General features: G+C 70.7%; 20 protein-coding genes. 8 read left to right on the top strand and 12 right to left on the bottom strand.

What is annotated here, in order from left to right:
* Positions 1-274: 274 nt before the first annotated feature.
* Together dnaG and C1877_RS06355 are read right to left on the bottom strand one after the other, a co-directional pair.
* Complete coding sequence (gene dnaG, locus C1877_RS06360; RefSeq protein ID WP_114568712.1) at positions 275-2,191, bottom strand: DNA primase; 1,917 nt, start codon at positions 2,189-2,191, stop codon at positions 275-277.
* Positions 2,192-2,200: 9 nt separating this feature from the next.
* Positions 2,201-2,392 (bottom strand): hypothetical protein, encoded by a 192-nt coding sequence (locus C1877_RS06355; RefSeq protein ID WP_015540209.1) that lies wholly within the window; start codon positions 2,390-2,392, stop codon positions 2,201-2,203.
* 226 nt (positions 2,393-2,618) lie between these two features.
* Between C1877_RS06355 and C1877_RS06350 the strand changes: the two genes are divergently transcribed.
* The 5 genes from C1877_RS06350 (at position 2,619) to C1877_RS06330 (ending at position 8,102) form a co-directional block, all read left to right on the top strand.
* Positions 2,619-3,785 carry a baeRF8 domain-containing protein gene (locus C1877_RS06350; protein WP_114568711.1) on the top strand — a complete coding sequence of 389 codons (1,167 nt, stop codon included), beginning with the start codon at positions 2,619-2,621 and terminating at the stop codon, positions 3,783-3,785.
* Between the two features lie 568 nt (positions 3,786-4,353).
* Complete coding sequence (locus tag C1877_RS06345) at positions 4,354-5,580, top strand: deoxyguanosinetriphosphate triphosphohydrolase family protein (protein ID WP_015540210.1); 1,227 nt, start codon at positions 4,354-4,356, stop codon at positions 5,578-5,580.
* Between the two features lie 115 nt (positions 5,581-5,695).
* Positions 5,696-6,241 (top strand): phosphodiesterase, encoded by a 546-nt coding sequence (yfcE, locus tag C1877_RS06340; RefSeq protein ID WP_114568710.1) that lies wholly within the window; start codon positions 5,696-5,698, stop codon positions 6,239-6,241.
* 287 nt (positions 6,242-6,528) lie between these two features.
* Positions 6,529-7,404 carry an RNA polymerase sigma factor gene (locus C1877_RS06335; RefSeq protein WP_114568709.1) on the top strand — a complete coding sequence of 292 codons (876 nt, stop codon included), beginning with the start codon at positions 6,529-6,531 and terminating at the stop codon, positions 7,402-7,404.
* A complete protein-coding gene (locus tag C1877_RS06330) occupies positions 7,401-8,102 on the top strand; it encodes a DUF2461 domain-containing protein (RefSeq protein ID WP_227155065.1) in 702 nt (233 codons plus the stop codon). The genes C1877_RS06335 and C1877_RS06330 overlap by 4 nt, the downstream gene beginning before the upstream one ends.
* A 66-nt stretch (positions 8,103-8,168) precedes the next feature.
* Here the strand turns inward: C1877_RS06330 and C1877_RS06325 are convergent, their stop codons facing one another.
* The 4 genes from C1877_RS06325 to C1877_RS06310 all read right to left on the bottom strand — a co-directional run bounded on the left by C1877_RS06325 (position 8,169) and on the right by C1877_RS06310 (position 13,618).
* Complete coding sequence (locus tag C1877_RS06325; RefSeq protein WP_114568708.1) at positions 8,169-9,422, bottom strand: GGDEF domain-containing protein; 1,254 nt, start codon at positions 9,420-9,422, stop codon at positions 8,169-8,171.
* Between the two features lie 210 nt (positions 9,423-9,632).
* Complete coding sequence (locus C1877_RS06320) at positions 9,633-11,315, bottom strand: helix-turn-helix transcriptional regulator (protein ID WP_244909804.1); 1,683 nt, start codon at positions 11,313-11,315, stop codon at positions 9,633-9,635.
* A 479-nt stretch (positions 11,316-11,794) separates the two neighbouring features.
* Positions 11,795-12,055, bottom strand: a complete 261-nt coding sequence (locus tag C1877_RS06315; RefSeq protein ID WP_015540211.1) for a twin-arginine translocase TatA/TatE family subunit — start codon at positions 12,053-12,055, stop codon at positions 11,795-11,797.
* 162 nt (positions 12,056-12,217) lie between these two features.
* Positions 12,218-13,618: an NAD(P)/FAD-dependent oxidoreductase gene (locus C1877_RS06310; RefSeq protein WP_114568707.1), complete on the bottom strand. Its 1,401-nt coding sequence runs from the start codon at positions 13,616-13,618 to the stop codon at positions 12,218-12,220.
* A gap of 411 nt (positions 13,619-14,029) precedes the next feature.
* Here C1877_RS06310 and C1877_RS06305 point away from each other — a divergent pair, with 411 nt between their 5' ends.
* Complete coding sequence (locus tag C1877_RS06305; protein WP_227155068.1) at positions 14,030-14,800, top strand: cysteine peptidase family C39 domain-containing protein; 771 nt, start codon at positions 14,030-14,032, stop codon at positions 14,798-14,800.
* Positions 14,801-14,871: 71 nt separating this feature from the next.
* Here the strand turns inward: C1877_RS06305 and C1877_RS06300 are convergent, their stop codons facing one another.
* Positions 14,872-15,939, bottom strand: a complete 1,068-nt coding sequence (locus tag C1877_RS06300) for a DUF1848 domain-containing protein (protein WP_114568706.1) — start codon at positions 15,937-15,939, stop codon at positions 14,872-14,874.
* A 577-nt stretch (positions 15,940-16,516) separates the two neighbouring features.
* Complete coding sequence (locus tag C1877_RS06295) at positions 16,517-18,634, bottom strand: sodium-translocating pyrophosphatase (RefSeq protein WP_154248501.1); 2,118 nt, start codon at positions 18,632-18,634, stop codon at positions 16,517-16,519.
* Between the two features lie 317 nt (positions 18,635-18,951).
* Here C1877_RS06295 and C1877_RS06290 point away from each other — a divergent pair, with 317 nt between their 5' ends.
* Both C1877_RS06290 and C1877_RS06285 read left to right on the top strand, forming a co-directional pair.
* Positions 18,952-21,018, top strand: a complete 2,067-nt coding sequence (locus tag C1877_RS06290; protein WP_114568704.1) for an LTA synthase family protein — start codon at positions 18,952-18,954, stop codon at positions 21,016-21,018.
* A gap of 112 nt (positions 21,019-21,130) precedes the next feature.
* Positions 21,131-22,327 (top strand): erythromycin esterase family protein, encoded by a 1,197-nt coding sequence (locus C1877_RS06285; protein ID WP_114568703.1) that lies wholly within the window; start codon positions 21,131-21,133, stop codon positions 22,325-22,327.
* 13 nt (positions 22,328-22,340) lie between these two features.
* Here the strand turns inward: C1877_RS06285 and ribF are convergent, their stop codons facing one another.
* From ribF to rbfA, 4 genes are read right to left on the bottom strand one after another with little or no spacing between them, the layout of a single operon-like run.
* Positions 22,341-23,264: a riboflavin biosynthesis protein RibF gene (gene ribF / locus C1877_RS06280; RefSeq protein WP_114568702.1), complete on the bottom strand. Its 924-nt coding sequence runs from the start codon at positions 23,262-23,264 to the stop codon at positions 22,341-22,343.
* The gene (gene truB, locus C1877_RS06275) at positions 23,248-24,261 is read right to left on the bottom strand and encodes a tRNA pseudouridine(55) synthase TruB (protein WP_114568701.1); all 1,014 of its coding nucleotides are present in this window, start codon (positions 24,259-24,261) and stop codon (positions 23,248-23,250) included. Before truB ends, ribF begins: the two co-directional genes overlap by 17 nt.
* Positions 24,258-25,283, bottom strand: coding sequence for a DHH family phosphoesterase (locus C1877_RS06270; protein ID WP_114568700.1), 1,026 nt, complete (start codon positions 25,281-25,283; stop codon positions 24,258-24,260). The genes truB and C1877_RS06270 overlap by 4 nt, the downstream gene beginning before the upstream one ends.
* Positions 25,280-25,732 (bottom strand): 30S ribosome-binding factor RbfA, encoded by a 453-nt coding sequence (gene rbfA, locus C1877_RS06265; RefSeq protein ID WP_114568699.1) that lies wholly within the window; start codon positions 25,730-25,732, stop codon positions 25,280-25,282. Before rbfA ends, C1877_RS06270 begins: the two co-directional genes overlap by 4 nt.
* Positions 25,733-25,744 lie beyond the last annotated feature (12 nt).

The following is a 25,744-nucleotide window of genomic DNA, read 5'->3' as shown; positions in this document are numbered from 1 at the left end:
CACCCCCATCGTCGGCCAGGGGCCTCGCCCCTATGAGCCGGTCGGGGGCGTGCGGGCGATAGCGGTTGTCCGGCGCATCTGATCGTCCTCGGGCACGCCTCGATGCGGCGGACAGGCCGGCCCGGCACATACGGCCTCGGCCGCCTGATGAAAAAAAAGCCTGGCGGGCAAGAAGCGCGCCGCTCGTCGGCACCCGCCTGTCGGCGTCGGCCTGTCGGCACCAGCCCGGCGGCGCCCGCCTCCCCCTCTTGCCGCCCGACGATAAAAGAGAAGCCTACACGGCCTTGTGCGCGAGGCGGCGGCGGGTGAGGTCCTTCTGCATGGCGGTCACGGTCTGGAACAGCATCTCGTACTCGTCGGCGGGCAGGGCGGACGGGTCGGACAGCTGGGCGCGCAGGGCGGCCACGGCGTCCTCGGCGTCGCCGATGGCCAGCTCCTCCGCCAGGAAGCGCGCGAGCGGCTCCGGCTCGGCCGAGCCGGCCATGGAGCCGGACGTGAGGATGCCCGACGCCTGCGGCAGCACGCGCGCAGCATCGCCGATGACGCGCGCCGCGGGCGCGGCGGGGTCCTCGGCCAGCGTGGCCAGCATGCTCTGCGCGAGCGTGGCGTGCACCGGCTCGTGCCACTGCGTGCTGGCGAGCGCGTCGGCATGCGCCAGGGCGAGCTCGGGGTGCTGCGCCGCGAGGCTTAGGAACTCGCGCTCGAAGCGGCGCCGGTTCGCCTCGGGCTGGGACAGCCCCGCGCGCCGCGCGCCGCCCTCGGGCGGCACGGGCCCGCCCCCCGGGCCTGCCGCGGGAAGGCGCCCGTCGCCTGCGGGCGCGCCCGCACGGCCCGGCGCGCCGTCGTCCGCCTCGGCGGCGCGCCGCGGCGGCTCCAGGCGCGCCAGCTGCTCGAGCACGTCCTCCTCGCGTGCGCGGCAGCGACTGGCTATCTGCACGGCGTAGTCCTTCGCCAGGAGCGAGTCCTTGATGGGCGCGAGCACCGCGAGCGCGTCGACGAGCGCGCGCGAGCGACCCTCGGCGCTGCCCAGGTCGTGCGCGGCCAGGCGGCGCTCGATGCCGTACTTCAGCAGGGGCTGGGCGCGCGCGATGAGCTCGCGCAGCGCGTCTGCCCCGCGCGCGCCCACGAACTCCGCCGGGTCCAGGTTGTCCGGCAGCGTGACGGCGGCCAGCTCCACCTTCGCCCGCCCCGCCTCCGGCGTCATGGAGTCGTCGATGAAGCCGAGCGCGCGGTCGGCGGCGCGCTGCCCCGCCTCGTCGCCGTCGAACAGGTACACGATCTTGTGCTGCGCGTGGCGCGCGAGCAGGCGTATGTGGCGCATGGTGAGCGCGGTGCCGAGCGTGGCCACCGCGTTGCCGATGCCGGCCTCGTGCAGCGCGATGACGTCGGTGTAGCCCTCCACCACCACGGCCACGCCCATGGCGGCCATGGCCGCCTTCGCGTGGTCCAGCCCGTAGAGCACCTGCGACTTGTGGAACACCGGCGTCTCCTGCGAGTTCAGGTACTTCGGCTCGCCCTTGCCGATGACGCGCCCGCCGAACGCGATGCACTCGCCCTGCGCGTCGCCGATGGGGAACATCACGCGGTTGAAGAAGCGGTCGCGCAGCTTGCCGCCGCGGTCCTTCATGGCCACGTTCGCCTCCACCATCTCCTCGGCCGAGAAGCCCTGCGCGGACAGGTGCCGCACGAGCTGCCCGCGCCCCGGCGCGAAGCCCAGCCGCCAGCGGCGCGGCACGTCGCCGCCCAGGCCGCGGCCCGCCAGGTAGCTGCGGGCGGCGGCCGCGTCGGCGTCCGGATTGCGCATGAGCTGGGTGTGGTAGAACGTGGCCGTCGCCTCGCACACGGCCTTCAGGCGCGCCTTCTTGGAGCTCGGCACGCCGCCGCGGCCGCCCGTGTCGGCGATGTCGATGTGCGCCCGCTCGGCCAGCTTCCGCACGGCCTCGGGAAACGACAGGTCCTCGGTCTTCATGAGGAAGCCGAACACGTCGCCCCCCTCGTTGCAGCCGAAGCAGTGCCACAGCTGCAGCACGGGGTCGATCTTGAACGAGGGCGTCTTCTCGTTGTGCAGCGGGCAGCAGCACCAGAAGTCGCGGCCGCGCTGCTTCACGGGCGTGCGCTCGCCGATGATGGCCACGAGGTCGGACGCCTCGCGTACCTTCTGGATGTCCTCTTCGCTGATGGTGCCCGCCATGCGCCCCCGCTACCTCCGCTTGTTCTGCTTGGCCAGCACGAGGTTCACCAGGAACAGGAGGCCGAACCCGATGGCGGGCACGAACTCGCCCGGCCCGAGCTGCCCCTCGCCCGCGTTCATGTACGCGAGCACCAGGCTGCCCGTCATCAGGACGAAGCTTGCCACCGCGATCGCCGCGTACACCCATTCCCGGTTCCTCATGCACGGCCCTTCCGTCTCGTCCGTCCCGCCCTTCCCGCACAGTATAGCGCAAGCGCGTCCGCGCCGAGTTGTCAGCAGCTTGCCAACCGGATGCTTACAGAGGGGCGCGGGGTCGGACGGGGTGCGGGTGCGTTGCTATGCTGGGCCGATGCGTCGCGCCCCGGCGTCCGGGCCGGGAGCGCCGCCGCACGCCCACGGACAAGCAAACGGACACGGGAGGTTCCCCATGGAAGACGGCATCTCGGTACTCGCGGACTTCGACTCGGCCCTTTTCGAGCACGAGGAGCCTCCCCTGGTATCGCTCTACCTGCCCACGCACGGCCGCGCCGGCGCCGAGGAGGACCGCATCGGGTTCAAGAACCTCGTGGAGGAGGCGCGCGGCAAGCTCGCGCAGGAGTTCGCGCACCGCGAGCACACGGGCGTCGACGCGCGGCTGGACGAGGCGGCCGCGCGCCTGGAGGAGCTGGCGAGCCCCGCGCCCGGCGGCAGCCTGGCCGTGCTCGCAGGCAACGACCGCACCTACGTCTACCAGCTGGGCTACGAGGCGGGGCCGCACGCCTTCGTCGGCGAGCGCTTCTACCTGCGACCGCTGCTCAAGAACTTCGCGTTCGGCTCGCGCTACTTCCTGCTGGGGCTTTCAGCCGACCGCTTCGCGTTCGTGCACGGCGACTTCGGCTCGCTCGACCGCGTGGAGCTGCCCGCCCACGTGCTCGACGAGTTCAGCGAGGAGTTCCCCCTCGTGTACGACGGCACCGAGGGCGCGCTGGACTACTCGTCGCTCGAGAACCACCTGCCTCCCTACCACGGCTACAAGTCGCGCAACGACGTGCGGAAGGAGGAGGCCGAGAAGTTCTTCCAGCACGTGAACAAGGTGGTGACGGAGTACCTGGTGCAGGGCACCGAGCTGCCGGTCATCCTGGTGAGCCTGCCGGAGCACCAGACCGCGTTCCGCCGCATCTCCACCGTGCCGCGCCTTCTGAACGAGGGCATCGAGAAGGACATCGGCGGCATGGAGGCGCCCGAGCTCCTGGCCGACGCCAAGGCCGTCATCGAGCACGTGCGCGAGGCGCGCGCGGACGAGCTGCTGGAAAAGCTGGGCGACACCGCGCCGCACGGCGGCGGCTCCACCGACCTCTCGGCCATCGGGCTGGCGCTCGTCGAGCGCAAGGTGCGCGCGCTGTTCGTGGCCGAGGGCGCCTATATACCCGGCGGCTTCGACGAGGAGACCGGCGAGGTGTTCCTGTTCGAACGCGAGCCGCACGGCCGCTTCCAAGGCCCCGAGCTGGCCGACGCCTTCGCCCGCGCCGCGCTCGCCCAGGACGCCGAGGTGTTCGAGCTCGCCCCCGAGAAGATCCCCGGAGACTCCGGCATGGCGGCGCTGTACCGGTACTGATCGAGGCGGCCCCCTTGGCGCCGAGCCAGGAGGCCCGGGTTCGGCCGCGGCGGGTTCCGCGAAGCCCGCCGCGCAGGGCCGGTCGCACGTTCGGCGGCATCATCATGGCGCAGCGCACCTCTCGCAGCATCCCCCTCGATGCACGGGGTGTGCGGTGCCGTGGACAAAAGGGGGCAGTTTTCTTCATTCTGGATAATAGATAATTAAAACACCGGCCCTGTTACCAGGCGTTTCGCAAACGCCGCATTCGCCATCCCTTGGTTTCCGTCCGAAATCTATAGATTACCGGGTCTTTTTGTCCCTTATGCTTTCAGTCATATATCTAATCGCCGCAGGCATGCGCAAGGCGTTTTGCGCATGCGGTACGATCCGCATCACCGTCCATGCGTCAAAGGGGACGTCAGAACACCCGTATCGTGGTTCGGCGCCCTCTCGCCGCCTGCCTGTTTCACGTGAAACATTCGTTCGCTGCGCGGTTCAGGCGGCGGGACGCGCCTCCGTGCGCTACAATGTCCCCGACGAACACGACGCGCGCCGCCGCGGCGGCGCTTCTTCGCAGAGGACGCCTATGGAACGCACGAGCATCCCCTACCGCACGCTCGACCCCGAGGTCGAGGCCGCCATCCGCGCCGACCGGAAGGCGGGACGGCGGCACCCGCGCGCCTTCGACGACGCCGACGTCGTGCGGCGCGAGCCGAAGCCCCACGACGAGGCCACGCTCGCCCGCCCCGCCTTCGCGCGCGACATCGAGAAGATCCTCAACGTGCCCGCGTACAACCGCTACGCCGACAAGACGCAGGTGTTCTCGTTCGTGGAGAACGACGACATCTGCCGGCGCGGCCTGCACGTGCAGCTGGTGAGCCGCATCGCGCGGGGCATCGGCAGCCTGCTGGGGCTGAACTGCGAGCTCATCGAGGCCATCGCGCTCGGGCACGACGTGGGCCACACGCCGTTCGGGCACGCTGGCGAGCGCTACCTGTCGCAGTGCTACCATGCGCGCACGGGGCGCTTCTTCAACCACAACGTGCACTCCGTGCGCGTGCTCGACCAGCTGTACCGGCGCAACGTGAGCCTGCAGACGCTCGACGGCGTGCTCTGCCACAACGGCGAGTTCGCCCAGCAGGTGCTGCGCACGGGGAGCACCGCCTCCTTCGACGAGCTCGATGCGTTGGTGGAAGCCTGCACGGCCGACGAGGGCGCCATCGGCCGGCTGCGTCCCTCCACGCTCGAGGGCTGCGTCGTGCGCGTGGCCGACATGATCGCCTACGTGGGCAAGGACCGCTACGACGCCATCGAGCTGGGCGTGGTGGACTCGCTCGACGCGTTCGAGTCGGACTACCTGGGGCGCGACAACGCCCGCATCATCAACAACCTCACGGTGGACATCGTGAACGAGAGCTACGGGACCGACCGCATCGCGCTCTCCGAGGCCGCCTTCAACGACCTCAAGCAGGCGAAGCGGCAGAACTACGAGCTCATCTACGCGCGCGAGGGCATGGCGGGCAACGACGGCAACGTGGTGGGCGCCATGTTCGAGGAACTCTACGCGCGCCTGCTCGGCGACCTCGTGCGCGGCGACGAGGGCTCGCCGGTTTTCCGTCACCACGTGCGCAGCCTGGCCGCCCGCTCCGCCACCATAACGCCCGAGGAGTACCTGGCCGGCGAGCCGAACCAGATCGTGGTGGACTACCTGGCGTCCATGACCGACCGCTACTTCACGTCGCTGTTCGCCCACCTGTTCCCCGAGAGCCCCCTGCGCACCGTCACCCGCGGCTACTGCGCCGACCTGGGATGAGCCGGAAGAGGAAGACCGAAGGCGGCCCTTGGCCGCCGGACGGTCTCGGCACGGCGGTATCGCGTGTCGGGAGCCGGTGCGCTACACTGGGGGCTTCCCACTGATCGGAGGTTCCATGAAGCTCGTCATCGCATCCGACCTGCACGGCGCGGCGCCGGCCGTGCGCTCGCTGGCCGCGCGCATCGAGGCCGAGGCGCCCGACCGCGTGCTCCTGCTGGGCGACCTGCTGTACCACGGGCCGCGCAACGACCTGCCGGAGGGCTACGCGCCCCGGGAGGTTGCGAGCGTGCTGAACGGCATGGCCGCGCGCATCACGGCCGTGCGCGGCAACTGCGACGCCGAGGTCGACCAGATGGTGCTCGACTTCCCCTGCCTGGCCGACTACGCCCTGGTGGAGGCAGACGGGCACCTGCTGTACCTCACCCACGGCCACGTGCCGCGCATGACGCCCGACGACCCGCCCGCCCTCGCGCCCGGCAGCGCGCTCCTCACCGGCCACACCCACGTGAAGGCGCTCGAAGACCGCGGCGGCGTGCTGTTCGCGAACCCCGGCAGCACATCTATCCCGAAGGACGGCGCGGCGGGCTACACCGTGTACGAGCACGGGGCGTTCGCGCTCAAGTCGCTCGCCGGCGAGACGCTCGCGGAAGGCGGCTGGTAAGGCGCGGGGCGAGGCACGGCACCCGCCGATGCCGGCGCGAACCGCGTGCGCTCGCCCGGCGGCGCGCAGGGTTCCGCCGCCGGAACGCGTCGGCCAGCCCCCGCGTTCCGCCCTGGCGGCATGCGAGAATCGCACCTTTCCCGGAATTTTTCGATTTCCCTGTCACACGCGGGTGCACAGGCGCGTCCAATGCACCAGAGGGCGCGGGCGCGCCCGCGGCGGCCGTTGCGGCTGCCCGCGCAGCGGCCCGCATCCCATCCGGCCGACGAGAACGAGAGGGGAACCGCATGACCGACGAGAACGCATTGATCGACGCCGCGCTCGCTGGGGACGAGAAGGCCCTGGGCAAGCTGCTGGCAAGCGTGCAGGACCAGGTGTTCAACCTGGCGCTGCGCATGCTGGGCACCGTGCCCGACGCCGAGGACGCCACGCAGGAGGTGCTGGTGAAGGCGTGCACGCGCCTGTCCGGGTTCCGCCGCGAGAGCGCGTTTTCCACCTGGGTGTTCCGCATCGCGCTCAACCACCTGGCCACCTACCGCAAGGGCCTGTTCGCCCAGCGTCCCGTGAGCTTCGACGTGTACGGCGAGGACATCGCCTCGGGACGCGAGCACGACGTGCCCGACCTGGCCGGCGGCGCGGACCGCAGCCTGCTGGAACGCGAGCTAAAGGTATCGTGCATGCACGGCATGCTGCAGTGCCTGGACGTGGAGGGGCGCAGCGCGTTCGTGCTGGGCACCATGTTCAAGATGGACAGCCGGGCCGCGGCCGACGCGCTCGGCATCACGCCCGAGGCGTACCGCCAGCGGCTCTCGCGCGCGCGGGCGCGCATGGCAGAGTTCCTCACGGCCTACTGCGGCGTGGCCGGCGGGCCCTGCCGCTGCGCGCGGCGCGTGGACTACGCTATCGCCACGCACCGCATCGATCCCGCCCGCCCCGGCTTCCAGGCGCTCGAGGCGCTGGCCGAGGACGCCTGCGAGCCGGTTGCGGCGGGCGGGCGCGGCGGGGCCCCGTCGGCCGAGGCGCGGACCGACGCCATGGAGCTGCTCGACGACGCGTCGGGCGTGTTCGCGTCGCTGCCGCGCTACCGCTGCCCCTCCGATGCGGCCGCGTTCGCCCGCAGCCTCGTGGCCTCGGACGTGTTCGCGCAGGCGGTGTCCGAATGAGCGCCGCGAAGGGCGCCGGCGCCGATGCCGGGATGGGCGCGGCGCTCGCCTACCTGGCCGAGCTGGAGGCCCACAACGACCGCGCCTGGTTCGCCGAGACGAAGGCCGAGCGCGCCGGTGCCCTCGCCGCCTTCGACGTCCTCGTCGCCGACGTGCAGCAGCGCGTGGGCGCGTTCGACCCCGCCGTGCTGGGCCACGACCCGAAGAAGCTCACGTTCAAGCTCACGCGCGACACGCGCTTCTCCAACGACAAATCGCCCTACAACCCGTCGCTGCGCGCCCATGTGGGGCCGGCGGGCAAGCTGCCCGTGCCCGTGGGCTACTACCTCATGGTCAGGCCGGGCGGCCGCTCGTTTCTGGGAGGAGGGCTGTTCGCAGCCATGTTCAAGGACGCCACCGACCGCGTTCGGCGCGCCATCGCGGCGGACGGCGACGCCTGGGAGCGCGTCGTGGAGGGCCTGGCGCCCCTGCAGGTGGAGGGCGAGGCCCTCAAGCGCGTGCCGCAGGGCTTCGATGCGGCGCACCCCCAGGCCGGCTGGCTCAAGTTCAAGAGCTGGTACCTGGAGCTGCCCGTGCCCGACGAGGACGTGGCCGCGCCCGGCTTCGCCGAGGCGGCCGCACGCGAGTTCGAGCGCATGAAGCCGCTGAACGACTTCCTCAACCGCGCGCTCGAAGGCTTCGAGATGCCCGCACGCTAGGGGCCGACCCCCGCCTCGGCGCGGCCCCGGCCGGACTGGGACGGGGGTCGGCCGTGCCGGGGCGCATCAGGCGCCTCGGCCTCCGGGCGGCGGAGGCTCCGGCGATCCCGCCGCCTCGCCGAACCCGGAGCCCCCGGCATGCTCCCCCGACCTGCGGTCGCGGTGGGCGCGCGCCTTGTCCTCGTACATGCGCTCGTCGGCGCGGCGGTGGGCCTGCATGATGTCCTCGCCCGTCTCCCGCACCGCCCATCCCACGGACAGCGACAGGGGCCGGCCGGCCACGCCCACGGCGGCGCAGGCGGCACGCAGGTCGTCGGCGATGCGGCGTCCGGCGCGCTCGTCCAGCTCGAAGCAGCAGACGGCGAACTCGTCGCCGCCCACGCGGTACACCGGCCCCAAGCCCCCGCAGCATGAGGACACGACCCCGGCCGCCGCGCGGATGAGCTCGTCGCCCTCCGCATGCCCCAGCTCGTCGTTCACCGCCTTCAACCCGTCGACGTCGACGGCCACGACCCCGGCAACCCTGGCGCCCGTGCGGTTCCAGTTCGCCACGTCCACCTCGAACGCGTTGCGGCTCTTGAGCCCCGTCAGGTAGTCCGTGTTCGCCAAATCGCGGTAGGCGGGGTTCGAGATGCGCCTGAACAGCACCACCGACACGGCCACGGCCGCGAGGCAGAACGCGATCCCTATGAGCGGCGTGCCGATGCGCACCGTGCGGAACGTCTCGAACTGGCGCTCGGCATCGAACTCGATGCCCACGACGCCCACGACGCGCCCCTCGTCGTGGATGGGATAGTACGACACGAAGATGTGCCCCCAGTCGGTCGACTTGATGTCGGTCGGGTAGACCACCTCGTCGGCCAGGGCGCGCTCCATATCGCCGACGATCTCCTGCTCGATGGGGTCGCCCGGATTGCGGAAGTCGTCGCTTTCCGAGGGGAGGCCGTCCACGAGGTAGACGAGCGTGCCGTCGGCCGCGCGCTTCGCCGTGTAGAGGTAGCGCACGCCGGTGGCGGCCTTGACCTCCTTGAACGACTCCTTCATCTCCCGGTAGGCGGGACGGGCCGGATCGTCGTCGCCGTCGACGTCGTCGGCGCCCTCGATGGCGAGGAACGTGGACTTGTCCAGCGCGTCCTCGACGTACCCGTAGATGCTGTCGGAGCGCTCCTTGAGCGTGGATATCATGTCCCGATAGGTTATCTGGTAGTTGAACACGTACACGCACAGAAACGACAGCGCGACGACGGCGGCCGCGACCATCGACACCTGGACGTCGACCCGGCTCCAACGGCCGGGGCCCCGCCTTCTCTCCTGTCCCATGCGACGCTCCCGCCTTCGCCTCGCCAAGGCGCCCGCTGCGCCAGCTCCCCCACCTTCGACAACCGATTGTACCCTATCCGGGCCCGCGCAGACGTGCGGGAGCGGACGGGATGCGCGGAAGGCCCGCGTTCTGCGCCAGGGCGGCGCAGGGCGCGGCGGGCGGGCGCCCGGAGGGCCCGGCTGCCGCAGGGCATGGGCCCAAGCGGGGCCCTAGCGGCCCGACAGGCGGCGCTCGGTGCGCTCGCCCAGGTCGATGAGCTCCTGGCGGCCGTGGACGCCGCACTTCGCGTAGATGCGGCGCAGGTGGGTGTACACCGTGCTCTTCGAGATGTAGAACTCGGCGGCGATGCGCTCGCCCGTGCGGCCCTTGAGCGCGAACGGGAGGATCTCGGCCTCGCGCTTGGACAGGCCGTTCTCGGCGGCGATGAGCGAGCACGCGTCGTCGAAGCGGTCGGCGTCGCGCGCGATGACGGACAGCGCCCGGAAGTCGCGCTCGGTGAACAGGAAGAGGAACGCGTAGAGCGCCGCGAGGCCGGCGCAGGCCACCACGACGTAGGGCGTCTGCTCGGTGCCGGCCACCACGTCGATGACGTTGCCCAGCGCCACGCCGGCCATCTCGCCCGCGAACAGGGCCGTGAAGCCGCGGGCGAACGACTGCGCCGCATCCTGCCCCGTGATGCGCGCCATGACCAGGAACAGCGACACGAGCACGGCCGACAGCCCCAGGTAGCCCGCCAGCACGATGGCCTCGCCCGGCACGCCGAAGTCGCCGAGCACGGGCACGAACAGAAAGCCCGCCATCATCACGAGGACGGCCAGCCGGTACACGTCGTCGAGCGGCCCCTCGGGCTCGGCGGGCGCGCCGTCGTCGGGGGTCGCCGCGCCCGGGCCGCCGGCGGCGCCCGTTCCCGATGCCGCGCCCGGGCCCGCCTCGAGGTCGAGGCCTCCTGTGGCCAGAAGCTGCAGGGCCGCGATGCAGAACAGCACGAACAGCAGCAGCGTGGCGGGGAAGGCGGGCGTGGACGCCATGCCAGGGTCCGAGCCGTACGTTTCCATGAAGCCCGCCGCCAAGCCGAACAGCACGGTGCCGGCCACCATCTTGAGCGAGAGGCGCGCCGCCTGCGCCCGCTCGGCGGGCGTGGCCAGCAGCACCCGCAGCGACAGCGGGGACTCCGGGGGCTCGGCGCCCTGCGGGGCGCGGGCCGAGGACGCGGCCCCGGCGGCGCAGGCGGCCGAGGCGGCCTGCACGGCCGAGGCCCCTGCAGCCCTGCCGACCGCAGGGGCCTCGCCATCGTGGGCGCCGGCGCCGGCCGCCGCAGCGCCGCCGCCCCTGCCGGGCCGGGCACCCGCGCAGACGAGGGCCTGGAGCGCCCAGGCGCTGCCCAGCGGCAGCAGCTTCAACAAGAAGGCGGCGCCCTCCACCGGCACCGTCGCCATGGCGAAGCAGGCCGTGGCGCCCACGGCCGAGCCCACGAACACCGCCGGCAGCGCCCGGTCCAGCGGCAGCCCGCCCAGCGCACGGCCCCACGCGGCCAGCATGAGCCCGGCGGGCAGGCCCACGAGCGCGCTCTCCAGCGCGAGGCTCGCCGGAGCCGGATTCCCGGCGAGCGCCGGCACGATCGAGCCCACCACGAGCAGCACGGCGTAGCACCACAGAAGCGGCCGCGCGAGCAGCGCCCCGCGCGCCTTGGGGGAGGCCACGCGCAGGAGGCCGAACGAAACCATCATGAACAGCAGCGTGCCGAACAGGTCCGCCCGCTCGAACGACAGGATGCCCTCGCCGAACGCCCGGTTCGCGCCCATGTAGAACAGCGAGAAGACGAAGCCCTGGTTGCAGGCGAACCCTGCGACGGCGCGCAGGGAGGCCCTGCCGCCACGGCGATGCGCGCCCATGCCCGGGCCTCCCTTCCCCTGCGGATATCGGAAGCACCATGATAGCGCATGCCGGCCCGCGGCCGGCCCCGCAGCGCGCGCACCCGCAAAACGAGCACGGGAAGCGGATCCAGCCCAACAAGCGAGAGGGATCGCGCCAGGGAGCGAGCCGCAAGGAGAAGGCTTGGGAGACGGGAGCATCCGACCGTTCGCACCAGCCGGCCGGGTGCCCGCGTCCGAAGGCGGCCGCCCGGCGCATGCGGTCGACCTCGGGGACTTCCCGATGCGCCGGATCGCTCCCCCAGCACGCACGATTCGCGCCGGCTCGCGAGAGCGGGAGCGGGCCGACTCGCGGGGGGACGGAGGGCTCGCGACCCCTCCCCTGAAACGGCCATGCGCCCGTGCGGTTGCACAGGCGCATGGCCGAGCGCGAGGAGGGAGTTCGCGCTCAAGGGAAGGAACAGCGCATGCGCTTGCGCGCAGCGCGCGGGATTGCGTGCCTAGGCGGCCTTGCGGGCGCGCACCTTCTTCGCGGCCTTGGGCTCGTCGCCCTCGGCGGCGTCCTCGTCCTCGGACTCCACGATCTCGGCGTCGTCGTCGACGCTCTCGACCTTCTTGTCGCCGCCAAGGCCCTCGCGCAGGTTCTTCACCGTCGAGCCCAGCGCGGCGCCGAGCTTCGGCAGGTTCTTCGGGCCGAAGATGAGCAGAATTACGCCGAGGATGATGAGCAGTTCGGGCATGCCCATACCGAGGATCTTCATAGTACGCCTCCAATGCGCGGGGAATCGTCCCCATCGGTTTCAAACAGCTCCGCAGTATGGGCCGTTGCACGCCGCCCGGCTATCGTGCAGACGGCTGATTTTCGTCATGCAGCCTGCGCGCACCGTGTCATGCAGATGGAGTACGCGCGCGTTTCCCCTGTTCTAGGCGTCGGCAAGCGAACGTCCCGCCAAATAGCCCATGACGGATGCCATCATGAGCCCGCGCGTCCAGCCGCTCGAGTCCCCCAGGCAGCGCAGGCCCCGCACGCTCGTGCGGAAGCCCTCGTCCATCTTCACACGGTTGCTGTAGAACTTGAGCTCCGGCGAGTACAGCAGCGTCTCGGGGGCGGCGAAGCCGGGCACCACCTCGTCCACGGCCAGCATGAAGGCCAGGATGTTCGTCATGGCGCGGTAGGGCATGGCGGCCGTTATGTCGCCGGCCACCGCATCGCCCAGCGTGGGCGCCACGTTGCTGCGGCGCAGCTCCTTGTCCCAGGTGCGCTTCCCGTCCAGGATGTCGCCCAGGCGCTGCACGAGGATGCGACCGTCGCCCAGCATGTTCGTGAGCTCGCCCACCTTCTGCGCATAGGCGATGGGCTGGTCGAAGGGTTCGGAGAAGTTGTGCGAGCACAGGATGGCCAGGTTCGTGTTCGCGGACTTCCGCTCCTTGTACGAGTGGCCGTTCACCACGGCGAGGCCCCCGTCGTAGTTCTCCTGGCTCACGAAGCCGCCGGGATTCTGGCAGAACGTGCGCACCTTGTTCTTGAAGGGCTTGGGGTAGCCGATGAGCTTGCTCTCGTACAGCACGTCGTTCACCGTGCGCATGACCTCGTTGCGCACCTCCACGCGCACGCCGATGTCCACGGGACCGGGGCCGTGCGCTATCCGATGCTCGCGGCACATGCGCTCCAGCCAGTCGGCCCCGCGCCGGCCGGTGGCCACCACCGTGTGACGGGCGCGCAGCTCGTAGGCGCCCTCGGGGCCCTCCGCCGCCACGCCCGTGCAGGCATCGCCGTCCACGAGCACCTGAGTGCAGGTGGTGCGGAAGCGCAGGTCCACGCCCGCGTCGACCAGGTGGCGCTCCAAGCGCGCGTACAGCTCGCGCGCCCGCTCCGTGCCCAGGTGGCGCAGCGGGCAGTCCACGAGCTTGAGGCCCGCCTTGATGGCGCGCAGGCGTATGCCGTCCACCTCCGGGCGGGGACCGGCGCCCTCCACGCGGCCGTCGGCGCCGAACGCCAGGTACACGCCGTCCACCTCCCCGATGGCCGCCTGCACGGCCTCGTGGCCGATGAGGTCGGGCAAATCGCCGCCCACCTCGCTCGACAGCGACAGCTTGCCGTCCGAGAACGCGCCCGCGCCCGAGAACCCCGTGGTGATGCGGCACGGCTCGCAGCCGAGGCACGGCCCGCCCGCCTGCTTGGGGCACGTGCGGTCCTCCACGGCCAGCCCCTTGTCCAGCATGACGATGCGCCCTGCGAACCCGCGCTCGACGAGCGCGAACGCGCAGAAGATGCCGGCGGGGCCGGCCCCCACGATGACGACGTCGGTGTCCTGTGCGCCCATGGCGCGCCTCCTTCGCTTCCCTGCGCGGCGCCGCGCCCGCACGGCCGCGCCCTTCCCGCATTGTAGCGCATGGCCCGCCCCTGCCGGCGCGCGGGCCGCCCGCCGCATACTTGCCGTAAGCTGCCGCGCCGAAAAACCGGCCCGCCGTGCCGGAGCCGGCCTGACCGAGCCAAAGCCGGTCCGCCCGAGCTTTGATCGGGCGGACCAGCGCCCTTGCGCGCCCGAGGGCGCACGGCGACCGTGGAGAATCGTTGCAGGGGCTGTGGGGATGACGTGTGCCCGATGTGATGCTTCGGCAGGTTTCAACCCGGTCCGCTACCTCGGACGTTGCCGTTTCGTTACCATCGGATGCCGACGGCTGCAAACACCCCCGAAACGAACCCGACACAGCCGTGGAAAGGATGCTGCTCCATGGCATCGCGCGCCCTTTCGGCAGCGCCCGCATACCTTGCGGCGCTCGCCTTGCTGCTCTTGCTTTTCCCGTCTGCCGACCGGGCAGATGCGGCCCCGGCGACGGCGGTCGCCCCGTCGGCGGCGGCCTCCTCCTCGCCCCTCCCCTCGCCCTCGTCGCTCCTCGCTGCAACGCTCTCGGCAAGCGAGCCCGCCCCACCCGGGGCCGACGCTGCGGCGTCCCCGGCGTCCGACTTGCAGGTGCTCGCCACGGCGCAGGCCGTCTACGAGCAGCAGCAGGCCGAGCGGGCGGCGGCCGCGGCCGCGCAGCGCACCGACAAGGTGCTCGCCTACGACCCGGCCCTCATAGCCGCCATTGGGAACCAAAGCGCCGGCGGGCATGCCGTGTGCTGCCCCGGCTACGCCTGCGCCTACGGCGACGCCGTGCTCACCGGGAAGGCCAACGACCACGCCGCCTACGGCTGCGGCTGCTGCACGTGGCCCGGCTGGGGCGGCGGTAACTCGTCGTTCCGCTCCCTCGGCTCCGACGCGGCGCTCCTGCGCGAGGCCTACGACGAGATCGCGGCCGGGCGCCCCACGGTCGCCCACGTGTCCGGCCCCTACGGCGAGCACTGGATCTGCCTCATCGGCTACCGCGATGCGCAAGACCCCGACGCGCTCACGCTGGACAACTTCGTGGCGCTCGATCCCGCGAACGGCCAGGAGGTCGTTGCCTCCTACCGCTACGTGCCCTACGGCGACGCCTGCCAGCACGTGAGCGACCTGCGCTAGCAGGCGCATCCACCCGCCTCCCTGCCCGGCGCCCGCGGGCGGCCCAGCCGACCGCGCCGCCTCCCGCCGGGTCAGAACAGCGGCAGCGTGGCCTTCGGCAGCGGCGGCATGGCGCGCTCGGTCACGACGTCGCCCGGCCGCAGGGCGTCGCAGAGCATCGGCGCGGTCGGATCGTAGCGCGCGAGGCGCCAGGGTGCGCCGTCCCCCGTCTGCACGGCCCCCGGACCGCCCGGCGCCGCACATCCGCCTGCCCGGCCGTCGCCGTCGCCCCTCTTCCCCGGATAGCCGTCCGGGCTCGCCGGCCCCCGCCCCACGCCCTCCCGTCGCGCGCCCGGGTTCGCATAGCAGTACACGCAGCCGTTGGCACACGTATCGTAGGTTCCGATGTCCACGCTCGGCGCGCAGCGGCACGCCCCCGGCGCCGCCGGCGAGCCAGCGCGCGCATCCACCCCGGCCACGCGCGCGACGAGTGCCGCATCGATGCAGCCGGCTCCCGCCAGGCCAGCCTGCGCGAGGGCCGCATCGCCGCAGCCGCCCACCTCCATGCCGTGCGCGGCGCCTATCTCGGCCAGACGCAGCGCGAGCGCGGCCTTCCGCCCCTCCGGCACGCCGAAGAGGCCCAGCGCCCGCATGCGGGGCGCGATCTTGGGGTACACGTCCAGGAAGCTCAACCGGCACGCGCGCGTGGAACCCTCCAGCTTACGGGCGAACGTCTCGAAGTAGCGCAGGTGGTGCCCTTCGGTGTAGCGACCGCCGGAGCCGCCGAGCAGGATCGGGCTGTAGCGCCACACCACGCGCTCGGGGCCCAGGAGGCGTGCCAGCTCGCGGAACGTCTCCACGAGCTCAGCCTTGCGCGGCAGCCCCGCCTCCACGTCCGCGCCGTAAGCGTTGAGCGTGAACTGCACGAAGTACGGGGCGGGCGCCGCACTCTCCAAGCGCGCGGCCTGCGCGAGCAGCGGCGTGGGGTCCTTCGTCCAGAACGCCAGGCAGTCCACCGCCCCTGCGCCGAGCGCCACGCGGCTCACCTGCGTGCGGCACATGGGGTTGCGCACGAGCGCGTACCCCTCCTTTAGGCGGTTCAGCATCCAGTCCATGAAGAACCGGGGTATGTCCGTGCGCCGCGATGCGCTGACGATCACGCGCAGCCTCCTCCGCGAAACAGCGTGCTCTCCGAACATACCATAGAATACGGCAATGGACAAACATTTGTTCTGACTCCCCGTTTGGCGCACAATCGGCTGATGAGCACAATATGACAACCTTTGCGTGCAGTGGTCCTCGAAGGAGGCGCTCGACACACGGTGCATACGGTGCCGTGGACAAAAAGGGGCCGTTGTCGTTATTCTGAATAAAAGATAATTGAAACACCGAGGCTGCTACCAGGCGTTTCGCAAACACCACATTCGCCATCCCTTGGTTTCCGTCCGAAATCTATAGATTACCGAGCCTTTTTGTCCCTTACCCTTTCAATCATATATCGAATCGCCGCAGGCATGCGCAAGGCGCTTTGCGCATGCGGCACGACCGCGATCATCAACTATGCATCAAAGGGGAAGCCGGAGCATTTGCCCCCAGTAAAGCAGCCGTAACATCCCTTGGGGCTGGCTGGCAGGGCGGGGTCCTCCGGCCCGCGAGGCGGCCGCCCCGCCCCCGAAAAACAACGGGGACCCCGGCTTGGCGCCGGGGTCCCCGAGAAGAACGCTTCTGCAGGAAGGTCTAGAACAGGCTCTGGATCATGATGAACAGCGGCGCGAACGTCAGCGACACGATGGTCATCAGGTTGATGAGGATGTTCATGGACGGACCCGAGGTGTCCTTGAACGGGTCGCCCACGGTGTCGCCCACGACGGCGGCCTTGTGGGCCTCGGAGCCCTTGCCGCCGTGATGGCCCTGCTCGATGTACTTCTTCGCGTTGTCCCACGCACCGCCGGCGTTGGACATGAAGATGGCCATGAGCATGCCCGTGGCCACGGCGCCGGCCAAAAAGCCGCCGAGCATGGCCGGGTTGAAGCAGCCGATGGCAACCGGCACGATGATGGCCAGGCACCCCGGCAGCATCATCTCGCGCAGCGCCGAGGACGTGGAGATGGCCACGCACTTGTCGTACTCGGGCTCGGCCTCGTAGGTCATGATGCCCTTGATCTCGCGGAACTGGCGGCGCACTTCCTCCACCATGGCGTGGGCCGCGCGCGACACCGCGCCCATGGTGAGGGCGGCGAACATGAACGGCATCATGGCGCCGATGAAGATACCGGCCACGATGAGCGGGTCAGTGAGCGTCAGCTCGAAGTTCGGAATGGCATGGTGCATGGTGGCCTGGTAGGACACGAACAGCGAGATGGCCGACAGGCCGGCGGACGCGATGGCGAAGCCCTTCGCGATGGCGGCCGTCGTGTTGCCCACGGCGTCGAGGGCGTCGGTGCGGTCGCGCACCTCCTCGGGCAGGCCCGCCATCTCGGCGATGCCGCCCGCGTTGTCGGCCACGGGGCCGTAGGCGTCCACGCCGATGGTGATGGCGGTGTTGGACAGCATGCCCGTGGCGGCCAGGCCCACGCCGAACAGGCCCACGGCGATGCCGCCCTCGGCCGAAGCCAGCGGGAAGGCCAGGTTGCCGAACGTGTACGCGCCGATGATGGCCAGCGCCACCAGCACGATGGGGGCGATGGTGGAGAGCATGCCCGTGCCGATGCCCTCGATGATGACCGTGGCGGCGCCGGTGTCGGCCGCGTCGGCGATCTTGTGCACCGGCTTGTACTTGTCGGAGCAGAAGTACTCGGTGATCTTGCCGATGGCGAGGCCCGCCACCAGGCCGCACAGCACCGAGCCGAACAGCCACAGCGGCTGCGCGTCGACGGACTGAGTGCTCCACGCGTAGAACAGGCAGAAGATCACGACGATCTCGATGCCGGCCGCGACGTAGGTGCCGCGGTTCAGGGCCTTGTGCAGCGCGGCGCCTTCCTTGGCGCGCACGGCGAACAGGCCGATGATGGACGTGATGATGCCGCAGCCGGCGATGATGACCGGGGTCACGAGCGCCCACACGAGGTCGCCCGTGGCGAAGTAGCCGCCCAGCGCGCCGAAGGTGGCCGCCAGGATGGTGGGGGCCAGGATGGCGCCCGTGTAGCTCTCGAACAGGTCGGCGCCCATGCCCGCAACGTCGCCCACGTTGTCGCCCACGTTGTCGGCGATGGTGGCGGGGTTGCGGGGATCGTCCTCGGGAATGCCCGCTTCCACCTTGCCCACGAGGTCGGCGCCCACGTCGGCCGCCTTCGTGTAGATGCCGCCGCCCACACGGGCGAACAGCGCAACGGCGGAAGCGCCGGTGGCGAAGCCCTCGACCATGCCGATGTTCGTGTGCATGAGGCCGGCGAGCTCGGCGTTGATGTCCACGCCCGCGGCCATGCCGAACACCATGGCGATGAGCCACAGCGACAAGCCCAGCAGCGCGAACGACGCCACGCACAGGCCCATGGTCAGGCCGGACTTGAAGCTGATGTTGAGCGCCTTGGCCACCGACTCCTCGGCGGCATGGGCCGTGCGGGTGTTGGCGCGCGTGGCCACGTGCATGCCGACGTAGCCCGCGGCGGCCGACATGACGCCGCCCGTGACGAACGCGAGCGCCGTGATGGGCGACAGCGCCACGGCCATGACGATGGCGACGATCACCATGAAGATGACGAGCAGCTTGTACTCGCTCATGAGGAACGCCTTGGCGCCCTGCTGGATCTTCAGCGAAATGTTGTTCATCTTGTCGGGACCCGGGTCCTGCTTGAGCACCCAGGAACCCAGGTAGCCCGCCATGCAGATGCCAATCAAGGCGCACACGGGGGCCATCCATGCGACTGCAGTAGTCACGTGTCTTCCTCCTTGGTTCGACCGTTATGACGATGCTGCCTTCGCACCGGGCATTGTGGTGGGAAGATAGCAACTGCCTTATTCTAGGGGATTCGGAGATAATGTGAAGGGGAAATCGAGGTTTTCTGGAGGTACGTTCCAATCGGCCTGCTCGTCGGTTACGGTTCGCCCCTGCGCGGACCGCTCGCCAGAGCCCGCGGTGCGGGCGGCGGGAAAAGGGGTATGATGGAATATCCCCTTATGCACGCGGACGGGCATCGTATCGGACGAGCGCCGTCTTTCACCGAGGAGTACCTATGACCGAGCGGCAGACCCGCCTTGCCGTCCCGACCGAGCCCGCATCCGCCGCGCGGGCGCCCAACGCACCTGCGCACCCGCGCCCCTTGGCGCTCGCCGCCGCCCTGGCCGGCTGCCTGGCGGCCCTCGGCCTGTGCCTCTACGCCGCGGCCGGCCTCGTCGAAGCGCCCTGGCCGCAAACGGCCTTCACGGCCCTGCTGCTGGCCGCCTGCGGCTGCGTGTCGCTCGGGCGCGGGCGCATCCCGGGCACGAGCGGGCGGGCGGCGGGCACGGTGCGCCCCCTTGTCGTGGCGCTTGCCGTACCCGCGGGCTTCTACCTGCTGGAACGGCCGTGGAACAACGCCCTGCTCGCCATGGACCCTTACTATGCGGCGGCGAACCTGTGCGTGCTCGCGTTGCTCCTCGCCGTCGTGTACTTCGCCGGGCAGCGCTCGCGCGCGGCCGTGGCCCTGTTCCTGGCCGCCTGCTTCCTGGCGGGCACGGCGAACCATTTCGTGATCGCGTTCAAGGGGCAGCCCATCGTGCCGGCCGACCTGTTCGCGCTCTCGACGGCCGCCTCGGTGGGATCCGGCTACACGTTCGCGCTCGACGCACGGCTGCTGGAGGCTGCCGCCGTGCTCGCCCTGTGCCTCGCGGCGCTCTCCCTCCTGCCGAGGGCGACGGTCTCGCCGCGGCGGGTCGCGGCGAACGCGGCGTGCGCCGTGGCCGTGGCGGCATGCTTCGGCTGGTGGCTGGGCTCCTACGACCTGGAGGAGGCGTACGCGTGCACGGTGGACGTCTGGGGTGTGAAGGAGTCGTACGCCGAGCAGGGATCGACCCTCTGCTTCCTCAAGCGCGTGCAGGACCTAAGCCCTGCGGAACCGGACGGCTATGACGCCGACGGCGTGGCGGCGCTGATCGGCGGGCTCGGCGGCGGCGCGCCCGAGACGGCCGGCGAGACCGAGGCCCCCACCGTGATAGCCGTCATGAACGAGACGTTCGCGGACCTGTCGCGCTATCCCGGCCTCGCGGGCACCGACGCCCGCCCCGCGCACTATTACGAGATTGCCGCGGAAGCGCTCGAGGCGGGCGACGCGTACGTGTCGGCGCTCGGCGGCGGCACATGCAACAGCGAGTTCGAGTTCCTCACCGGCTCGAGCATGGGGCACCTCGGCGGCGGCGTGTACCCCTACGTGCTGTACGACCTCGACGGCGCCGAGAGCCTCGTGTCGTACTTCGACGCGCTGGGTTACGCGACCCATGCCGTCCACCCGGCCGAGAACACGAACTGGCGCCGCGACCGCGTGTACGACCAGCTGGGATTCGACCAGTTCGCCGACCAGGCCGCGTTCGAGGGCGCCGACACGCTGCGCGGGCTCACCACCGACCGCGCGACGTACGACTACGTGCTCGACCTGCTTGAGGCCGACGAGCGCCCGCAGTTCGTCTTCGACGTGACGCTGCAGAACCACGGCGGCTACGACGTGGGCGGCCTCGCCGACGAGCTGGCGGTGAGCGTGCCGCTCGGCGACGGCAGCACGTCGTCGGAGCTCGACGAGTACGCGAGCGTCATCCGCCAGGCCGACCGCGACCTCGCCTACCTCGTGGACAGGCTGAACGCGCTCGACCGGCCCGTGGTGCTGTGCTTCTTCGGCGACCACCAGCCCGGCTTCAGCGACTGGCTGTTCGAGGCCACCCACGGCTCGGCGGCCGACGACCTGGGGCTCGAGGCCGTGCAGGAACGCTACACCGTGCCGTACCTCATCTGGGCGAACGATGCCGCCCGCGCACAGGGCGCGCACGCGCCAGACAGCGGCGCGAACGGGCGCACGAGCCTCAACTACCTGGGATCGAAGCTGGTGGAGGCCGCGGGCCTGCCCACGACGGGCTACCAGCGCTTCCTGCTGGCCGTGCGCGAGGCGGTCCCCGCCATCAACCTCAACGGCTTTTTGACCGCCGACGGAGCCTGGCACGGCTTCGGCGACGAGGACGGCGGGAACCCCGGCGCGCTGGATGCCCTGCGCGCCTACGCCACGGTGCAGTACGACAACCTGTTCAACAAGAATTCCGCCTGGGCAGCAAGGTAGGCGACCCCCCCCCTCGCCTCATTCGTCGGACAGTCATTGACACACGCCCCCCCCCTCCATCATTATTAAGCATGGCCTTTCGGATTGCACCCGTCCTCTAAGGAGGGACCAGATGAGAGCAATTGTCGGAATAGCGCTCGCAGCGGCGCTGCTCGCCCTGCCCGGATGCGGAACCGGCGTCCCCGATTCCGCGCGCGAGTACCTCGAAAGCCAGGCAAACCCGCTCGACCTGGATCAGCCGCTCGCAAACGGCGCCGTCGGCAACGTCGACGGCTACCGGGTGTTTCTTGTCGGGGAAACCCACACGAAGGCAAAGGACAAACAAGCTGAAAAGCTGCTTGTGCGCTACTTCCACGAATACGAAGGCGTACGCTACCTCCTCTGGGAGACCGGCTTCGGCAGCGGCCTGCTGCTGGACCAGTACCTCCAGACGGGCGATGCAGAAGAACTGGATTTCTATCTGGAGCAACTGAACGGCACGATGGGTTATACCCTGGAGGAGCGGGATTTCTGGAATTGGCTCCGTGAGTACAACACAACACTGCCCGACCAGGAGAAGCTCCATGTGGTCGGCCTGGACATAGACCACCAGCCCGAGACCGCCGCCCGGGGCCTCTCCCTGCTCTCGGACGATTCCGCCGCCGTTGGCGAGGCTTTCGCCGCAACCTTGGAAGGAGCCCGAGACGGCGATGTTCGGGCGTTAGAGGAGCTCGGGCGGGCGATACGCGAGCAACCGGACGAGGCACGGGCGGCGTTCGGTGCCTCGTACGGATGGGCGGTGCAGTTTGCCGAGAACTTCGACCGCACCGTACGCTATTACCAGGGAACGGAAACGGAGCAGTCCTCGAAGTCGAACGATCTGCGCGACGAGGCGATGATGTCGAACTTCCGGTTCATTGCAGAAAGCTATCCGCAGGAGACCTTCTTCGGCGAATTCGGCAGCGAGCATATCATCCAGAGCGCCTGCGAGACAGAATTCGGCTCCAGCACGTACAATCGGTTCGCCATGCGGCTCGATGCGGCCGGATCACCTGTCGCAGGGGCGGTGTGCTCCATCCTGCTCGCCCATACGGAGCAGGGCCCGCTCTTCCTCCGCAGCTACTCGCCCTCCAACGGGGACCTCGACTACCGGCCGTTCGAGCAATGGTTCGGCCAAGATGCGCTCTTCTCCCTCGACGAAACAGGCAGCCCTTTCGCAGCAGGGCAGAACCTCGTCAACCAGGGTGCCGACGCGGGCCTTTCCACGACGGACTACTTCCAGAAGCTAGTGCTCCTGTCGGACTCGCCGGACTGCACGCCCCTCGGCTGACCCCAGTCTGACCCTACAGGTTCTCCCTCACCCACTGGATGTTGTCCTTCACCGTGGCGATGAGCTCTTCCACGTCGTCGAACTTGCGCATGGGGCGCAGCCAGTGCAGGAACTCCACCTTGACCGGCTTGCCGTAGAGGTCGCCGGCGAAGTCAAGGAGGTGCACCTCGCAGGTGGCGGTGGCGCGGTCGGCGAAGGTGGCGGCCACGCCCACGTTCACGGCGGCCTTGTAGCGCGTGCCGTCCACCTGGGCGTAGGCGGCGTACACGCCGTCGCCGAGCGGGCGCAGCTGGTCGGGCACGGCGAGGTTCGCGGTGCGGAAGCCCAAATCGGCCCCTTCCCCGCGGCCCGGCTCCACCGTGCCCGTCATGAAGTACGGACGCTCGAGCAGGCGGTTGGCCTCCGCGATGTCGCCCTCGGCCAGCAGCAGGCGGATGCGCGTGGCCGTGACGGGCGCGCCGTCGGCACTCTTGAGGTCGTGCGCCGCCACGGCGCAGCCGGCGCCGGCGCCCCACGCCGCGAGCTCGCCCACGGTGCCTGCCGCGCGCGCACCGAACCGGAAGTCGCAACCCACGTGCAGGTACGCAGGTGCCGTGCCGTCGAACGTGGCCTCGAGGAACGCCTCGGGCGACAGCGAGGCGAACGCCGGCGTGAACGGCAGCACGGCCACGGCGTCCACGCCCGTGGCCGCAAGCATGGCCAGGCGCTCCCCGTTCGTCATGAGCTTCTTCAGGCGGTCGGGGTGAAACACCTCGTCAGGGTCAATGTCGAACGTGAGCGCGACGCTCTTGCCGCCCGACCTTCCCGCCGTCTCGCGCGCCTGCGCCAGCAGGTACCGGTGCCCGGCGTGCACGCCGTCGAACACGCCGAACGCGCAGGACGTGCCCGCGAAGAACGCATGGTCGAAACGCTCCCCCACCTCATAGATCTCTGCCACGAGAAACCCCCGTCTGGAACACGCACCGCGCGCGATAGGCGGCGCGGCCCTCGTCGTAAGCGTACAGCGCCACGAGCTTGTTCTCGGCGATCACGGCCACCACCTCGCCGTCGTGCGGCGCCTCGCAGCTCTCGCGCACGCCCGCCGTGCAGGCGCAGAACTCCGCGTCCAGCGCGCCCCGCCGGCGCTCGAACAGCTCGGACGACCCTGGCAACGCGTTGCCGTTGCGCACGCCGGCGGCCAGCGGGCCGTCGGCGTAGAGGAAGCGCGTGCCCAGCAGGTGCACCGGGTCGAGCGCGGCGCGGTCGCCGAGCTCCGCCAGCGTCTCCAGCGTGACGCACTCCTCCAGGCGCAGCAGGCCCAGCTGCGTGCGCTCGAGCGCCGCCACGTGCGCAGGGCAGCCGAGCGCCGCGCCTGCGTCGCGGGCGAGCGCGCGGATGTAGGTGCCCTTCGACACGTGGAACTCCACATCCCACGACGGCAGCTCGCAGCCGTCCCCCGCCTCGTGCACCGCCACGAGGCGCGCGTCGTGCACCACGATGTCGCGCGGCGCCAGGTCGATGATGGTGCCCTGGCGGGCGGCGTCGCATGCCTTGCGCCCGTTCACCTTGATGGCCGAGTAGGCAGGCGGCAGCTGCTTGCGGGCGCCTGCCAGGCCCTTCGCGAACGAGGCGGCGAACGCCGGGTCCAGCACGCGCGCGGGCACGTCGCCCGTGCGTACGATTTCGCCCTCGGCGTCGTCGGTGGTGGTGGCCGCGCCGAACGCGATGCGCACGCGGTAGTGCTTGTCGTGGCCCACGAGGTAGGCGTCCAGGCGCGTGGCCGGCCCCACGCAGATGGGGAGCACGCCCGTCGCCATGGGGTCGAGCGTGCCCGTATGCCCCACGCGACGCTCGCCGAAGATGCGGCGGCACCGGTTGACCACGTCGTGCGAGCTCATGCCCGCCGGCTTGTTCACCCCCACGACCAGGGAAAGCCCCGAATCCCCCCGTTTCACGCCCCGCGCTCCCCCTCTGCATCGGCCGGCGTACCGGCAAGCGCCTCGTCCAGCAGCGCGCCGATGCGCTCCACGGCGGCCTCCATGGGGCCCGACACGGTGAAGCCGGCCGCGGCCCGGTGCCCGCCGCCTCCCAGCGTGCGCGCGAGCGCTGCCACGTCGGTGCCGTCCTTCGCGCGGAAGCTGCCGCGCACCGAGTCGCCCTGGTCGCGCAGCATGCACGCCACGCGCACGCCGCGCAGGGAGCGCAGCGCGTCGATAAGGGGCTCGGCGTCGGCCTTCACGGCGCCCACGGCGTCGAAGTCGTCGCGCATGACCCAGCTCAGCGCCCACCCCCCGTCGGCGCCGAAGCGCATGCGCTCGACGGCCAGCGCCTCGAGCTCCACGGAGGGGAGCGAGCGGCTCTGGAATATCTCGCGGGCCACGCCCGCCGCATCGGCGCCTGCGGCGACCATGGCCGACGCCGCCGCAAGGGCGGCCGCGTCGGTGTTCTGGTACTGGAAGCGCCCCGTGTCCGTGACGAGGCCCGTGTAGCAGCACGTGGCAAGCTCGGCCCCGCGCTCGGCGCCCATGAGGCCGGCGAGCTCCCACACGAGCATCGTCGTGGATGCGGAGGCGGGATCGACGTAGGCGAGGTCGGTCATGCGCTCGTCGTAGGCGTGGTGGTCGACGGTGGCCGAGAAGGCGCACGCGTCCAGCAGGTGCGCCGCCGCAGAGTTCATGCGGTCGCGCATGGGCACGTCCACCGCCACGAACGTGGCGGCAGGGCCGTCGTAGAGCGCCGCCGGAACGAGCCCGTCGGCGCCCGGCAGGAACGCCAGGCGTGCGTCGATGGGCTCGTCCTTGGCCAGCAGGCACACGGCCCGCTTCCCGAGCGAGCGCAGCGCGTGCATGAGCGCGAGCTGCGAGCCGATGCAGTCGCCGTCGGGGCTCACGTGCCCGCAGATGACGAAGTCGTCGCGCTCGGCGAGCGCGGCGGCCAGCTCGGGCAGCGTCGTGTTCGTCTGGGGCGTGACGCTCATGCGCCCTCCCCGTCCTGGGAGCGTTCCTCGGCCTGCTCCTGCGCACGCTCGGCGGCGAACGCGTCGGCGTCGGCCGGCACGTCGCTGTCCGTGGGCGCGGCCACGGCGCTGCGGTGCGCGTCGGCCGCGAGCGCGCTCGCAATGCGCTCGGCCTGGTCGACGCTCGTGTCCAAGAGGAAGCGCAGCTCGGGCGCCACGCGCCACGAGAGCTTCCGCGCCATGAGCGAGCGGATGCGCCCCGCCGCCTTCTGGAAGGCGGCGGCCACGTCGTCGTAGCGCTCGGGCTCGGTGGTGTAGAACACGTTGCACACGCTGCGGTCGTAGCTCACCTCGCAGCCCGTGATGGTCACGAGCTCGAGGCGCGGGTCGGATATCTCGAACAAGAGAATGCTCGCGATGACCTCGCGCGCCTGCTCGTTGACCTTGCGGTTCGAAGATCCTTGCTTCATGGTGCCGCCTCC

This window comes from Gordonibacter pamelaeae, from assembly GCF_003340385.1.
Lineage (GTDB): Bacteria > Actinomycetota > Coriobacteriia > Coriobacteriales > Eggerthellaceae > Gordonibacter > Gordonibacter pamelaeae.
This window is presented reverse-complemented; position numbering and strand designations above follow the sequence as displayed.